The 14,750-nt window shown below is 62.6% G+C and carries 13 protein-coding genes; 10 read left to right on the plus strand and 3 right to left on the minus strand.

What is annotated here, in order from left to right:
• The first annotated feature begins 136 nt into the window (after positions 1-136).
• The 4 genes from RWT78_RS14430 (at position 137) to RWT78_RS14445 (ending at position 4,839) form a co-directional block, all read left to right on the plus strand.
• Complete coding sequence (locus tag RWT78_RS14430) at positions 137-796, plus strand: response regulator (protein ID WP_058038412.1); 660 nt, start codon at positions 137-139, stop codon at positions 794-796.
• Positions 793-2,487, plus strand: coding sequence for a two-component system, sensor protein (locus tag RWT78_RS14435; protein ID WP_314676388.1), 1,695 nt, complete (start codon positions 793-795; stop codon positions 2,485-2,487). Before RWT78_RS14430 ends, RWT78_RS14435 begins: the two co-directional genes overlap by 4 nt.
• Before the next feature lie 74 nt (positions 2,488-2,561).
• A complete protein-coding gene (locus tag RWT78_RS14440) occupies positions 2,562-3,239 on the plus strand; it encodes a GAP family protein (RefSeq protein WP_003942973.1) in 678 nt (225 codons plus the stop codon).
• A 25-nt stretch (positions 3,240-3,264) separates the two neighbouring features.
• A complete protein-coding gene (locus RWT78_RS14445; RefSeq protein WP_030536200.1) occupies positions 3,265-4,839 on the plus strand; it encodes a carboxylesterase/lipase family protein in 1,575 nt (524 codons plus the stop codon).
• A 4-nt stretch (positions 4,840-4,843) separates the two neighbouring features.
• Here the strand turns inward: RWT78_RS14445 and RWT78_RS14450 are convergent, their stop codons facing one another.
• Positions 4,844-6,802 (minus strand): BTAD domain-containing putative transcriptional regulator, encoded by a 1,959-nt coding sequence (locus RWT78_RS14450; protein WP_314676391.1) that lies wholly within the window; start codon positions 6,800-6,802, stop codon positions 4,844-4,846.
• 98 nt (positions 6,803-6,900) lie between these two features.
• Between RWT78_RS14450 and RWT78_RS14455 the strand changes: the two genes are divergently transcribed.
• Complete coding sequence (locus RWT78_RS14455) at positions 6,901-7,779, plus strand: alpha/beta fold hydrolase (protein ID WP_003942926.1); 879 nt, start codon at positions 6,901-6,903, stop codon at positions 7,777-7,779.
• Between the two features lie 71 nt (positions 7,780-7,850).
• Positions 7,851-8,336 carry a hypothetical protein gene (locus tag RWT78_RS14460; protein WP_003943095.1) on the plus strand — a complete coding sequence of 162 codons (486 nt, stop codon included), beginning with the start codon at positions 7,851-7,853 and terminating at the stop codon, positions 8,334-8,336.
• Positions 8,337-8,368: 32 nt separating this feature from the next.
• Here RWT78_RS14460 and RWT78_RS14465 read toward each other — a convergent pair whose 3' ends face one another.
• Entirely contained in the window at positions 8,369-9,346 is a 978-nt protein-coding gene (locus RWT78_RS14465) for an ABC transporter substrate-binding protein (protein WP_003942949.1), read from the minus strand.
• 244 nt (positions 9,347-9,590) lie between these two features.
• On the opposite strand from RWT78_RS14465, the gene RWT78_RS14470 reads away from it, so the two are divergent.
• Genes RWT78_RS14470 through RWT78_RS14480 form a run of 3 tightly spaced genes read left to right on the plus strand, consistent with a single transcriptional unit; the run spans position 9,591 to position 13,489 of the window.
• Positions 9,591-11,144: an MBL fold metallo-hydrolase gene (locus RWT78_RS14470; RefSeq protein WP_003942885.1), complete on the plus strand. Its 1,554-nt coding sequence runs from the start codon at positions 9,591-9,593 to the stop codon at positions 11,142-11,144.
• Positions 11,145-11,158: 14 nt separating this feature from the next.
• Positions 11,159-11,824, plus strand: a complete 666-nt coding sequence (locus RWT78_RS14475) for a YoaK family protein (protein ID WP_054781194.1) — start codon at positions 11,159-11,161, stop codon at positions 11,822-11,824.
• Between the two features lie 39 nt (positions 11,825-11,863).
• The gene (locus RWT78_RS14480; protein WP_314676395.1) at positions 11,864-13,489 is read left to right on the plus strand and encodes a sodium:proton antiporter; all 1,626 of its coding nucleotides are present in this window, start codon (positions 11,864-11,866) and stop codon (positions 13,487-13,489) included.
• Here RWT78_RS14480 and RWT78_RS14485 read toward each other — a convergent pair whose 3' ends face one another.
• Positions 13,490-13,927, minus strand: coding sequence for a DUF2867 domain-containing protein (locus RWT78_RS14485; RefSeq protein ID WP_314676397.1), 438 nt, complete (start codon positions 13,925-13,927; stop codon positions 13,490-13,492).
• A 53-nt stretch (positions 13,928-13,980) separates the two neighbouring features.
• Between RWT78_RS14485 and RWT78_RS14490 the strand changes: the two genes are divergently transcribed.
• Entirely contained in the window at positions 13,981-14,553 is a 573-nt protein-coding gene (locus RWT78_RS14490; RefSeq protein WP_314676399.1) for a TetR/AcrR family transcriptional regulator, read from the plus strand.
• Positions 14,554-14,750: the final 197 nt, after the last annotated feature.

The following is a 14,750-nucleotide window of genomic DNA, read 5'->3' on the forward strand; positions in this document are numbered from 1 at the left end:
CACCCTGCGCTCCGACGCTTGGGACATATCGGGCGAAATGCTTGGAACCCGCATGGTTGATAACTGCCGTGTTACTCGGAATCCGTCACCACCTGCTCGGTCGAATACGCACTCTCCCAACGGTTAATCTCTGGTCATGGAGACCAGCCAGTGGGTGCGACGGGTGTTGGTGGTGGAAGACCAACCACTGATGCGTGCGCTCGTCGGTGACACGCTCACACACGCCGGGTTCGTGGTCCATACGGCCGGATCGGCGGTCGAAGCGCTCACGGAGTTCGACGGATTCGATCCTGACCTCTTGGTCACGGACATCGACCTTGGCGTGCGGCCGAACGGCGTCGATCTCGCGAACATCGTCACCGTGAAGGCTCCGCATTGCGCGATCGTGTTCCTGACGAACTACCCCAACGCATCGACAGCGCCAGGTTCTGCGGGTGTGCCGCCGAAATCGCTGTTCGTGGACAAGGCGGCTGTCCAGTCGGCGGATCAGTTGATCGGCGTAGTGGAGGCCGCGTTGACGGAAACCGAGCCACCGGCGCTCGGGAGTGATCCGGACTCCGCCTTGTCGAGCCTCACCAGATCACAGCTCGATCTTCTGCGTTACATCTCGCTCGGGTGGTCGAACAGCGCAATCGCAGCGCATCGTGGGTCCTCGATCCGAGGTGTGGAGAAGCTCATCGCGCGCACTCTCGAGAGCCTGGGATTGACGCACGATTCGTCCACCAATCCGCGAGTGCTTGCTGCGAGTATCTTCATCCGCCATTTCGGTGTGCCCGAAGTGACCGACTCGGTGTGAACCCGCGCGAGTGGTGGCTTCGACTCGGTGATCGGAACATCGTCACCAAGTGGTCCTGGATTCTGACGCTGCCGTTCGCGGTGACCGTGATGGCCAACTACTACCTGTGTACCGGGGTGCGCGAAGTAGGCGTGATGGCAGTCGGCGCCTTCGCGACCCACTGCGTTGTCGGTGTGATGCTGCTGATGGCGAGGGCTGTTCTTGCAGCGCACCGATCGCGGCTCGCAGCCCTGGCCCTGTTCGCAATGATCGGCGCGATCCGCCCGTTCGTCCTCGACGCGATCACCCACGCGCTCGAACTCCCCGTCGACCCCAGACCGATGCTCGTCCGGGTGGCACTCAACGTCGTGTGCAGCGTTGTCTTCTTGTCGTTGACCGCCGTACTGGTAAGCGCTCTCCGCGACCGCCTCGCGCTGCAACGGAGTTTGAAGGTTGCCGGGGCCGCCGTCCAACTACAACAGACCCGGGATCGATTCCGCCTCGACCAAACCCGTGCGCAGTGTCGGCGAGAGCTCGAGCGCAGTATCGAGACGGTCATGCACGCGGTTGCTGAAACGGAACTCGAGGGCGTGCGAGGAGCAGCTCTCTTGAAGCGAATCTCCGACGACGTGGTTCGCCCGATGAGTCATCGACTGTTCCGGGAGATTCCCCCGATCGAATCACCGACGCCGACTGTGCGGCTGACGGCGAGAGATCGACTGATCGGCGTCGTACGCAGTGTTGAACCGGCGCCACTGTACGTACCGGTGTTCGCGTACACGGCACTGGTGACCGTCTACCTGCTTACGACTTACGGCGTGACGTTCACGGCGGTCCAGCTCGGCGTCGGTTTCTGGCTCTTCGTCGGTGGCAATGCGTGCGCTCGCCGAGTTGTCAGCAGCGGAGACGGCCCTCTGAGACGGATCGCGACTCTTTCTGCGGTGTACTGCGCGAGTGCGTTGATCAGCAGTACCGCGACGTGGCTGCTCCTGACGGTGTTCGGCCGTACCCCGACTTTCTATCTCTCGTCGATGGCCGTCTACCCGTTGGTTGCGCTGTCCGTCTGTCTGATCAGGGCTGCGGATACGCAGCGTCAGGACGAGGAGCGTCAACTCCGCAGCGCCCTGAGCCGGCAAGCGCTCGATGCAGCTCGTATCCATGCCGAGCTCATGCACACCCGACGCGGACTGGCCAGGTTGTTGCACTCGTCGGTGCAGGGCGAACTCGTAGCGGCCGCATGGTCTTCGGGCGCCGTTGCCGGTCGCCCAGTCGATGTTGCGGCAACCATTGCCCACATTCTCGACGGCTTGGAAAGCGACCTGTCTGCGTCATCCGATCAGCCGGCTGACTCCGATGCCCGAAAGCGTATCGATGATCTTGTCACGGTGTGGCGCTACGCAATGCCGGTCGTCAGTCACGTCGACGACGAAGTCTGGGCGGTGATCGGTTCCGGCTCCGCTCGGCTCGACAGCGTGGTGGAGATCCTGTCGGAGGGCCTGACCAACGCCGTGAAACACGGTGCAGGAGGGCCCGTCTTCCTCGAGGTGACACTCGCCGATGCTCGGGCGGTAGTAGTGCGGATCAGTTCGCCGGGTCGGATGCCGGTGGCACGGGACTCAGGGATCGGGCTTGAATCGCTCGCCGGTACGGTAACGTCCCTCGAACTTGTCGAAGAGGAAGACCGGGTGGTCCTCACAGCCGTGCTTCTGTGACACCGTGAGTGGCGATGTCGTGGAGGCCGAACGTTTCGCCAATGGCCGGATTGGCCGCTTGTACGGTCGCAGAAATGGAATCGATTACTGCGCAGCTCATCCCACTCGCCACCGGCGTCGTCATCAGCCCGATTCCTCTGGTTGCGATCATCGCGATCCTGCTGTCCACTCGGGCGAAGGCAAATGCATTCGCGTACACCGCGAGCATCGTGCTGGCCGCGGCAGCGATTACAGCAGCGACGGCACTCTCGACCACCGGAGTGGAATCGAAGTCCAGTGGCAGCGCGCATACCGTCCAGACGGTGTTCGCCGTCGTGTTCACTGTCGGTTTTCTGGCGCTCGCGTACTCGAGTTGGCGTGGCCGTCCGAAAGACGATGCCGAGCCGGCGATGCCGTCGTGGCTGGCGCAGATCGACTCGATGCAACCGGCCAAAGCTGCGGTTCTGGGACTGTTGTTGACCGTACCCAACGCGAAGAACCTGCCGCTCGAACTCAAGGCAGGTTCGATCATCGGTGGCGGGCACCTCGGCTGGGTATCAGTGGTCGCGTACTCCGTTCTGTTCGCGGTAGCGGCGTCCATCGCTTTGATCGTGCTGTCAGCATTGGCTGCCGTGCCCTCGGCGAAGGTGACCGATGCACTGAGCGCCACCAAAAGCACTCTGATCCGCCACAATGCAGCAATCATGACCGTTTTGTTCCTGATGCTGGCAGCATTGGAACTCTCGCACGTTGTCGAAGCCCTGTCGAAGTAGCAACTTGTTTTCGAGGAGAAATCGAATGACGATCACACCCAGCGAAGCGCCGGTAGTCGAGACAACGTACGGGCCGGTTCGAGGATCGACGGAAGGCTCGGTGTCGAGTTGGAAGGGGATTCGTTACGCGGCACCTCCGGTCGGTCCGCTGCGATTTCGCGCGCCGGTTCCGCCGAAGCCATGGACCGAGGTCCAGGACGCAACAGAATTCGGGCCGTGTGAGCCGCAAAGTCGACTCGCGATGATCCCGCTCGGTGAGAACGTTCCGATGGACGAAGACTGCCTGTTCCTCAACGTGTGGGCACCGGGCCCCGTCGGTTCTGATGCGCCGGGTAAACCGGTGATGGTCTGGATTCACGGCGGAGCGTATTTCCGCGGAGCGTCCAGCCAACCACTTTTCGACGCAACCACATTGGCTGAGAACGGCGACGTTGTCGTCGTCTCGATCAACTACCGCATCGGTGTGTTCGGCTTCGTCGATTTCTCGTCCTTCAATTCGAGTGAACATACCTTCGAGCCCAATGTCGCTCTCCGCGACATGATTGCAGCGCTGCAATGGGTTCAAGGCAACATCGCGGCTTTCGGTGGCGATCCCGACAAAGTGACGTTGTTCGGCGAGTCGGCAGGTGGCGGCGCGGTGACGACGCTGATGACCGTCCCGTCCGCTCGCGGCCTGTTTCATCGCGCTATTGCCGAAAGTTCGCCCGCCACTTCGGTGTACGGTAGTGAACGTGGTGAGATCGTCGCGAAGCTGTTTCTCGAGATCTTCAGCGGCGGAAGCGATCTGGGTCTGTTGCGGTCCACGTCTGCCGAAGACTTGATCGGGCCGTCAGACGAACTGTTTGCTCGCGTCCCCCAGGAGACGCCTGGCACTTTGGCGTTCGCGCCGATCGTCGACGGTGATCTGCTCCCTGACTACCCGGTGCGCGCGTTCCGTCACGGCAATGCACACCCGATTCCGCTGATCATCGGAACCAACAAGGACGAATCTTCGCTCTTCCGGATGATGAAGTCGCCGTTGATGCCGATCGATCCCGTCGTGATCACGTCGATGTTCGCGGAGATCGCCGACGAGCATCCAGGACTCGAGCTACCGGATCATTCTCAAATCGAAGGCGCGTATTCGGGACTGTCCAAGCTGGGCGCCGGTCTCGGTTTGACCCGTGATTTCGGATTCCGGCTGCCTACGTTGTGGATCGCCGAGGCGCACAGCAAGGTTGCGCCGACGTGGTTGTATCGCTTCGACTACGCGCCGCCGATGCTCAAGGCGCTGAAGATCGGTGCGACCCACGGCACCGAACTTGCCTACGTCTTCGGCAACATCAACCACGGGGCACGAGACATCACCTACAAGTTGGGTGGCTTGAGCGCGGCGCGTCATGTCTCTGAGCGCATGCAGGCGAGGTGGTTGGACTTTGCCAGAGCTGCAGGCGATTACGACGCCGGGGACGATCGCGAACTGGGTGCGGACCCGGGGTGGCCCACTTACGACACCGACACACGCTCGACACTGTTGATCGACAAACGCGATGCCGTCGTCGCTGATCTCGACCGCGAGATCCGGGAGGCGTGGGGTGAGACGGTGATTGCATTCACCTGACGGTTCAGCCCTGCTCCAATTCGGCCAGGTAGTGCGAGACGGGTCCCACGGTGAGCATTCCGCTTCCGGCGCCGGCTATTTCGGCGGCGGCAGGTAGGAGCGCCGCTCGCGCACGCTCCTTGACTCGATGGTCGCCGACTGCAGTCGCCGCTGCGGCAGTCAAGCACCACAGTGCCTCGGAGAGTAGGTCTTCGGGCGGGTCCGGCAATGCCTCGACGGCCTTCGCTGCTTCGTTCGTCTGCCCCTGTGCGATGAGCAGGTGTGGCCGGGCCCAGGGTTCGTAGGGGCCCCACTGCGTGGTCGGGTCGAAAATCGCCGGCAGTCCCCGCCATACGCGGAGGGCGAGAATTGCGAGAGGGAGTATGCCGTCCGCGAGACCCGGCATGCCGGCATCGGAAAGATTGACCGCCGCAGCTTCGTACAGCTTCTCGCAGTGCGCGGCCTCCGCGCCGGCAGCGGCAGTACGCATAGCGCGAAACCAGGTGGTGAACACCGCTGCCAACGGGCGTTCGTGACGTCCGGCCAATCGATCAACCGTCTCGGAATGTAGCTCGGCTGCATCGAATTGCCCAAGGGCGCTGAGGGCTTGCATGCGGATCAGATGGCCGAGGATCTCGAAGGTAGCCAGGCCGTGTCGAATGGCGAGGTCGACCAGTTCACGGCCGATGTCGTCGCGCTCGGAGGCCAGACCGTTAGTCCAGAACGTCTGCATGAACAATCCGTTCAGAGCGAAGGCCAGGAGCCCTGGATCGTCGAGAGCGCGACCGATCTGTACTGCGGCACGGGCACATTCGAGACCGTGATGACCGGGCAGTCCGCGCGATTCGAGTGCGATTGTCGCCAACAGTCTCGCCCGAGCGGGTTCGTTGCCGGCCGGAAGTCGATCGAGAGTGCGCTGAGCGGCCTCGACGATCTGCGTAGCCTGCCGAGGATCGTCGGATCGCGTCCAGATCCCGGGCACGTCGTAATTGCCGACGATCCGCGCGGTGAGTTCGACGTCGTCCAATTGTTCAGCGGCGCCGATGATTGTCAGTCGTTGGTTTCGGGCAGTCTCGAGTCCGCTTCCGCCCGCAACTGCCAAACTTCGGAGGAGGCCGACGGTTGACTCCAATCTCGATTTCGATCCTGCCGCTACGGTCCGGTCGTACGCTGCCGAAACCTGACTGAAGATCTGTTCTGCCCCTACAGGATCCAGGCGGGTTTCCCGGCGGAGAATGTCGGACTCGAGGTCGTTCAGTCGTGGACCAGGGTCGATGCCCAACTCTTCGGCGAGTAACTTCCGTGCGCGACGTAGGACTGCCAGAGCATCGCCTTGACGATCGGACCGGTACAGCGCCAGAGCGAGTAGTCGCCAACCCTCCTCGCGCCAAGGGTGTTCCGTCACGTGGGCATCCAGATCGGGAATCGCTTCGGCAGCTCGCCCGAGATCGAGCTGCGCGGATGCCAAGCGTTCGACGGCAGTCAGACGCAGTTCCTCCAAGCGTGATCGCTCCGTTCGGGCCCAAGGCTCGTCGGCGAACTCCGCGTAGGCCGGCCCTCTCCACAGCTGCAGCGCGGTTCGGAGCAGTTCGAGTGATTGCGCCGGCGTCGAATCTGCGGCTTCTCGCACCAGTCTTTCGAATTCCCAAGCGTCGACCGCGTCGGGTGCTGCATGAAAGGCGTAACCGGGCCCTTCGGTGACAATGACTTTCGGCTTCTTTCGCGGCGCGCGATCCGGTTCGAGCGCACGCCTCAATGCGGAAACGAACGTACGTATTGCGCTGGTAGCGCCGGACGGAGGATCGACCCAGAGGTCGTCGACAATCACGTCCACGGGAACAACACGTCCGCGGGCGACGACGAGACGAGCGAGGACCGCTCGGTGTCGTGGACCCTTCAGATCGATCTGGTGTGAAGACTCGTTCCACGCGACCACGGGTCCGAGCACTCCGAAAGCCGGGGCTTCAAATGTGTGGTCTCGCATTTCCCCACGCTATCGCGCTCATCGAACGCTCATCGACTGCGGCGAAGCTGATTGCCATCACCCCGACCTGCCATCACCCCGACTAACGAGAGCGATCGATGACTATCACCATTCCAGGCTTCGACTACCAGCAGATTTCCACAGCAGACGGAGTGCGGCTCAACGTCGCGGTCGGCGGAAGCGGAACACCACTCGTCCTTCTGCACGGCTTCCCTCAGACTCACCTCATGTGGCGTCACGTAGCCACTGCCTTGGCGTCGGATCACACCGTCATCTGCCCGGATCTACGCGGATACGGAGCCAGCGACAAACCGGTCGAGGAAAACCCGGACACCTACTCCAAACGAACAATGGCTGCCGACATCGTCGAGGTGGCCAGGAAATTGGGACACGAGAAGTTTGCCCTCGTCGGCCACGATCGTGGCGCACTGGTTGCCGTCAGAGCGGGGCTGGATCATCCGGATGTGATCACGCAACTCGGCTCGCTGGACGTGCTCCCCACCCTGGATATGTGGGACATCCTGCATGGATCGAATGCTGCTGTGGCGTTCCATCTCTATCTCATGGCTCAGCCACCTGGTCTTCCCGAGCAGATGATCAGCGCCAGCGCCGATGCGTTCTTCGAGTACTTTCTCGACGTGTGGACGCAGAACCGCGAAGCGATTCCGGTAGACGTGCGGGCGGAATACCTGCGCGCCTCACGGGAGGCGGTGCCGTCGATCGTTGCCGATTACCGGGCGTCGGCAGGCATCGACATCGAACACGATCAGTCCGATCGGGAGGCGGGCAACCAACTGCACATGCCGGTCACGGTCATTCAGCAGGACTGGGGCTCGATGCTCGGCTACGACGCCGAGGCCCTGTGGAAAGCGTGGGCGCCCGATCTCGAGCACCGCACGCTGTCCGCAGGTCACTTCATGGCAGAAGAGGCGCCTGCCGAAGTGGTCGAGGCGATCCGGACCCTACTCGAGAGGTAGTTTTGACGCTTCTCGGCTGTCGAGGTACTGGCGAGCGCATCACGTGCGTCGCGAATGGACGAGGGGGATCGATGGGTTTCTCGCTGCACTTCATGCGGGTGACGAAGGACGTGCAACTCGATGTTGATCGGGCGGCGGTCGCCGCTTTCCTCGATCAGCACGGGCTGCGCGTGGTCGAGAGCCCGTACGGAGGCGAGATCGTCGACCGTGACGACAGGGCATTGACGATCGACGGGGCCTTCTCCGACCTTCATCTCGACTCGCTCGAGCAGAGCGATCCACTCAGTGGTGGAATCTTCCACGCGACGCTGTCGCCTGCCGAGTGCGCGTTCGTCTACGACCTCTGCGCGGCGGCTGGGTTCCTGATCGTCAACCCTCAGGGTGACCCGACGTTTCTCGTTCCCCAGCGCAATCACGAGCCCGACGACGTTTCCGAGTTGGAGGACGTCGTCTGGGTTGAAAGCGCCGAGGAACTGGCGCGGGCGCTCACCGGTGGTTTCCAAGCGTTCCGCGAGTTTCGGGACCGCGTGACAGGACGAGCCGCCGGTGCCGAATGATCGGGGCCCATCGGGTTGACGAAGGTCGGGTTCTACCGCTTGACCCCGGCCGCCAAGTCGTCGACGAGAACCTTGGCGGTCAAGGCGTATCCCGCGGCCTTGTAGTAGTCGAAGGGAATCACTCGACCAGCCTGCGCAGCGGGCAGACGCTGCCACGTCGGCGAGGTGTACACGCTGCCGGAGGCGCTGCGATCCAAGGCGAAGATGACGTCGGCTTCTTCCAGACGGTTGAACTGCTCCGATCCGAGCATCACGCGAAGGTCGGGGCCTTCACGGAGCACCTCGAATCCCAGGTCCTCGGCGACGGCGGTGCGGAAATCGTTCTGGAACCACGCGATCTGATCCTCCGCGGCGGCGACGAAGGCAACCTTCTTGCCGGCCATCAGCGGTTCGACGGTCGGGCGGACCTGAGCTACATGGGCGTCGTACTCGGCGAGTACTTCTTCGGCGCGATCGCTGCGCCCGATGCCGGTGAGGAAGTCCGACATGACCTTCCGCCACTCCGGGGTGAAGTCCTTGCCGACGGGCAGGACCGGTGCGATCTGCTGCATCCGGTCGTTGCCGTACGACCCGGTGTCCCACCAGCCGGCGCTGAGGACGAGAAGGTCTGCGCCGAGAGTCGAGATGTATTCGAAGTTGGGATCGGAAGCACCTTCGGCGAAGATCTCGACACCCGTGGCATCCGGGACCTCACGGCGTAGGTGTTCGGCTGCGCCGGTCGGGTAGGCGGTCACCGGGTATCCGGCGAGGATCGACAATTCGAGGCCGTCCCGCGGGTCGAGGGCAACGACGTTCTGCGGGTCCGTCGGAATGATCAGCTTCTCGTCGCCGCGAGTGAACTCGAAGGTCTCCGCGTTCTCGGGCGTCGAACTTTCCGTGCTGCCGCACGCGGCGAGAAACGCGGCCGCAGCGACGCCCGCGCCGACGCCGAAGAAACCGCGTCGCGTCAGGTTGTCCACGATCGCCCAGTAGTCGCGATCGGTCGTGGAGGGAGAAAGGAGTCGAGTCATGCTTGTTAGGTTAGCCTTAGGGGTTGTCTTCGGGAATGCTGAAACAGCTCCCGCGAGCGCCAAGAAATACGGCGAACACGCCAGCACAGAGAGTGTTGTCCGCGTCACCGGCAGGTCTGCTTCACAACCCACTTTCGACCTCTGACGTGCATGACGTCACAACCGGCCGCCTCCTCGATCGCGATTTGGCCCTGATCGCGCCGACTATGCTGAGTTGACCAGCAGTACGATTTCGGAGGTTGCAATGCAGATCACCAGCGTCGGCCACGCAGGATTTCACATCCAGACCGAGGCCGGATCCATCCTGTGTGATCCATGGGTGACCCCGACGTATTTTGCGTCCTGGGTGCCGTTCCCCGACAACACAGAGTTGGACTGGGACGCGCTGGGCAATTGCGACTACCTCTACGTCTCGCACCTGCACAAGGACCACTTCGATCCGAAGAATCTGATCGCGCACGTCAACAAGGACGCCACAGTCCTGCTCCCCGATTACCCGGTGCCGGACCTCAAGCGTGAACTCGAGAAGCTCGGCTTCCACAAGTTCTTCGAGACGGAAGACTCCGTCAAGCACACCGTCAGCGGTCCCAAGGGCGATCTCGACATCATGATCATCGCTCTGCGCGCTCCCGCGGACGGTCCGATCGGTGACTCGGGCCTCGTCGTCTCGGACGGGGAAACCACCTGTTTCAACATGAACGACGCCAGGCCCGTCGATCTGGACCCGCTGACCGACGCCTTCGGGAAGGTCGACATCCATCTGCTGCAGTACTCGGGCGCGATCTGGTACCCGATGGTCTACGACATCCCGAAGGGCACCAAGCGCAACTTCGGCAAGCAGAAGCGTCAGCGCGGCATGGACCGCTGCCGCAACTACATCTCCCAGGTCGACGCTGCCTGGGTTGTTCCGTCGGCCGGCCCGCCGGTCTTCCTCGACGACGACCTGCGTTACCTCAACGACGATCACGGCGACGAGGGAAACATCTTCCCCGACCAGATCACGTTCCTCGAGCAGATGCGCATCAACGGCAACGATCGTGGTCTGCTGATGATCCCCGGCTCGGCCGTCGAACTTCGCGGAAGCGAGAAGGTCGCGCTGACGCATCCCATCCCGGACGCAGACGTCGACAAGATCTTCTCCAACAAGGCCGAGTACATCGAGAAGATGGCCCAGAAGATGGCACCGGTCATCGCCGCGCAGAAGGCCACGTGGGCTCCGGCCGAAGGCGAGCCGCTGCTCGACGGTCTCAAGGCCAAGTTCGAGCCGATCATGGCTCAGTCCGATCTGATCTGCGACGGAATCGGCTACCCCGTCGGACTCGTGATGGGAGAGGAGACGGTCGTCCTCGACTTCCCGAAGCGGATCGTTCGTGAGCCCATCGACGGAGAAGGTAAGTACCGCTACGGCTTCCGCATCGCTCCCGAACTGGTTCGCACCGTTCTGCGCGACGACGAGCCCGACTGGGTCAACACCATCTTCCTGTCGACACGCTTCACGGCGTGGCGCATCGGTGGGTACAACGAATTCCTCTACACGTTCTTCAAGTGCCTCACCGACGAGCGCATCGCGTACGCCGACGGCTGGTTCGCCGAGGCCCACGACGACAGCGCGTCTATCGAGTTGGGCGGGTACGAGATTCAGCGTCGTTGCCCCCACCTCAAGGCTGACCTGTCGAAGTTCGGTGTCGTCGACGGCACCAACCTCACCTGCGATCTGCACGGCTGGCAGTGGGATCTCGAGACCGGCCGCTGCAAGACGTCCAAGGGCCACGAGCTGCGCACCAGCAAGCTGAGCTGAACCGAGCTCGTCGGGTGACGGGATACAGCAGGTCGCTGATCGGCCTGGCGACAGCGCTCGCCGGGTTGGCCGGTTACGTCGACGCGCTCGGATTCATCACGCTCGGTGGGCCTTTCGTTTCGTTCATGAGCGGCAACATGACGCAGGCGAGCGTCGCATTTGCCGACGGGGTGTGGTCGACCGCGAGGGTTGCCGGCGGAATCATCGTGCTCTTCCTTCTGGGAATCGCGCTGGGAACCGTCGTCACCCACTTCACGGAGCGCTATTCGGTCCGGGCCCGCAAGGTCACGGTGCTCGCGGTTGTAGCCGGGCTGCTGGCCATCGGTTCGGTGATGAGCAGCCTCGACGTCACCCCCGGCGCGATCTCGGCGATGGCTTTGGCGATGGGAGCCGTCAACTCGGTTTTCCAGCGCGACGGCGAGGTGACGATCGGTGTCACGTACATGACCGGTGCGCTGGTCAAGATGGGCCAGCGTCTGACCGGAGCCTTTCTGGGTGGCCCGAAGTGGGCGTGGCTGCAGCACTTCGGGATGTGCGCGGGGTTGATCGCGGGCGCGGTGGTCGGTGCGCTCGTTCATCGGTGGATCGGTCTTCACGCTCTGTGGCCCGCATCGGCGTTCACGGTTGTTCTGATCGCCGTCGCGTGGCGGGTCTCGCCCCCGTCTCCGGCAAAGGTGTAGAAAGAGCCAGACACAAATCCGGGGGTACAGGGGGAAGCAGTGGACGCTCTGATCATCGTGGTGCTCGGTCTGCTCGGAATCGTCGCGGCCTCGACGCTCGGAGCGCGGATCGGAGTCGCAGCACCGTTGATTCTGGTGATGGCCGGGATCGTTGTCAGCCTCTTACCATTTGTCCCAGCAGTGGACATCGACCCGGAATGGATTCTGGCAGGCGTGCTTCCACCACTGCTGTACTCCGCCTCGGTCTCGATGCCGTCGATGGAGTTTCGGCGTGAGTTCGGTGCCATCGGTGGGCTTTCCGTTCTGCTCGTGGTCGTGAGTGCGCTTGTTCTCGGTGTGTTCTTCTCCTGGGTGATACCAGGACTCGGTATCTGGTGGGGCATTGCACTCGGTGCGATCGTGAGCCCGACGGATGCCGTCGCGACGTCCATCGTCAAGAAACTCCCGGTCTCGCCGCGGGTGGTGTCGATCCTCGAAGGCGAAAGCCTGCTCAACGACGCCACCGCTCTGGTCCTGTTGCGTACTGCCATCGCCGGGGCCGCCGCATCGGTGTCGCTGTGGAGTGTGTTGGGCAAGTTCGCTTTTGCCGTCGTCGTGGCCGCGGTCATCGGAGTTGTCGTCGGCAAGGTCAACCTGATGGTTCGCGCCCGTGTCACCGATTCGACGGTCAACACGGTCATCTCGTTCACGGTGCCGTTTCTGGCGGCGATCCCCGCCGAAGAGTTGGGTGCGTCAGGATTGGTTGCTGCCGTCGTGGCCGGGCTCGTCACCGGCTACGACGCTCCTCGGAAGCTGTCACCGCGACACCGGTTGTCCGACTCCCAGAACTGGCGCACAGTCGAATTGGTCCTCGAAGGTGCGATCTTCCTGGTGATGGGCCTCGAACTCTCGTCGATAGTCGACGATGTCCGGGTCGACCACGAGGGCATATTCACGGCGGTCTTCGTGGCGGCGGGTGCACTGTTCCTCACGATCTTGGTGCGGGCTCTGTACGTGGCCCCGCTCCTGCGAGCGCTCCAAGCACGGGCGAATTTTCGTGAACGCATGAAACCCAGACTCTCCGACATCGCGAATCGCCTCGACAATCCCGAGGATTACCCGCCAGGCGAACGACGCAGCAGGCGCCGGGCACCTTCGGCGAATCAGATGGAAAGGTTCAAGGTTCGGGTTCGGCGGACGGTTGCCGATATCGACTACTACCTTGCTGCGCCGTTGGGATGGCGTGAAGGCACGATCGTCATCTGGGCCGGCATGCGCGGGGCGGTCACTCTGGCTGCAGCGCAGACTCTGCCGGAAGACACCCCGAGTCGATCGCTCCTGATCTTGGTTGCGTTCATGGTGGCAGCAGGCTCGTTGATCCTTCAGGGAGGAACGTTGAAGCGCGTCGTAGTGGCGACCGGTCCGGCAGCGCAGGACCTCACCGAATCCGAACTAGACGAGCATCGCAGGTTGCTCGACCTCCTCGAAGATGCTGCTGCGAGTGTCGTTCCGCCAGAGGGTCGGTCGAAAAAGAGGATCCGCCTCGACGTGATCGACGCGCAGCGTCAGGCACTGCTCGACGCACGTGACGACGGCGTGTTCGACGCACGGATGCTCGGATCGGCACTTGCCGCGCTGGATGCCGATCAGATCAGCCTCGAACTCAAGGGCGGTCCGGACGGTTGATCACGTGCACAGTCTCTTTCGAGCGGACGTCATCATTGCCCGCGTGATCACGCCGTGCAGTACCTGAACGGGTGCGAAGTAGATTCGGCCCGCGCGGTTCTTCAGCTCCACGGCGGTGGCGACGTGCAGGAGGCCGGCGTCGTTGTCGGCCTGAACCGAGGCGACGAATCGAAGGTGTTTCTCGTCCGCCTCGATGAGGGCCTCGCCGTCGGCGATCTTGTCGACGGCAAAGGTGTCCGGGCGTCCCTTGGCGATGCCGAGCAGTCCGACTACCCGCTCCCTGAGCCAGAACATCGCGAGGACGGGTGCGGGGACATTCCTGACGTCGAAGACTGCCTGTGCCCACTCCTCGGATGTATGGGTCGGAACAGACGGGATGGTGATCGTGGTGGCTTCTGCCCAGTCCGGTGCAGGCATTGCCTTGAAAGCGAGTGTCATTTCGTCCTCCGTACGGTGCCGTATGGAACTTACCCATACGGTACCGTACGGAGGTGACGAATGCCCGTGCCCGACTCTCCCGCGATCAGTGGATCGATGCTGCCTTCGAGGCTCTGACCAGCCACGGGCCAGGTGCCGTCGCTGTGGAGAAGGTGGCACGGACGCTGGGATCGACCAAGGGTTCCTTTTATTGGCACTTCGCCAACCGCGACGAATTGCTGCAAGCTGCGCTCGGCCGGTGGGAAGTTTTGGCAACCGAGAGACTGATCTCCTCCGTCGAGTCCTCTGGTGAACCGGCGGAGGCTCGATTGCGTCGTCTGGTCGATGCGGTCACGACCGGACTGGCCGATCGTCGTGCGGAGTTGGAACTGCTTGCCGGGATCGACCATCCGTTGGTTTCGGCGGCGGTACGGCGTGTCACCGAGCGTCGCGTTGCGTACATCGTGACGTTGTTGGTCGATCTGGGTATGGGCAGGCAGAAGGCGGAACATCGTGGCGTACTTGCGTATTCGATGTACCTGGGGCAGATGCAGCTGGTGCACAGTGCGCCCGATGCGGTTCCTCGCAGCGGTGCGGACCGTCACGCACTCGCCGATGAGTTCGTGAACATGGTTCTAGCCAGGTAAGTCCGCCGTCGAACGCAGCGTGATCTGCGCATCACCCTGCGCTTTCAGGTGAGGGACCACACATTGCGCGTAACCCATAGTTACAGATACTTTGAGGTCAGCTGAAGTGGGGTGCCGGATATGTCGACATTTCCCGGAGGCGCAAAACCGTTTCACGACAGGAAGAAAGGTGACTCACCATGAGCGTTGTGCTTATT

This window comes from uncultured Rhodococcus sp. (assembly GCF_963525155.1).
Classification (GTDB): domain Bacteria; phylum Actinomycetota; class Actinomycetes; order Mycobacteriales; family Mycobacteriaceae; genus Rhodococcus_F; species Rhodococcus_F qingshengii.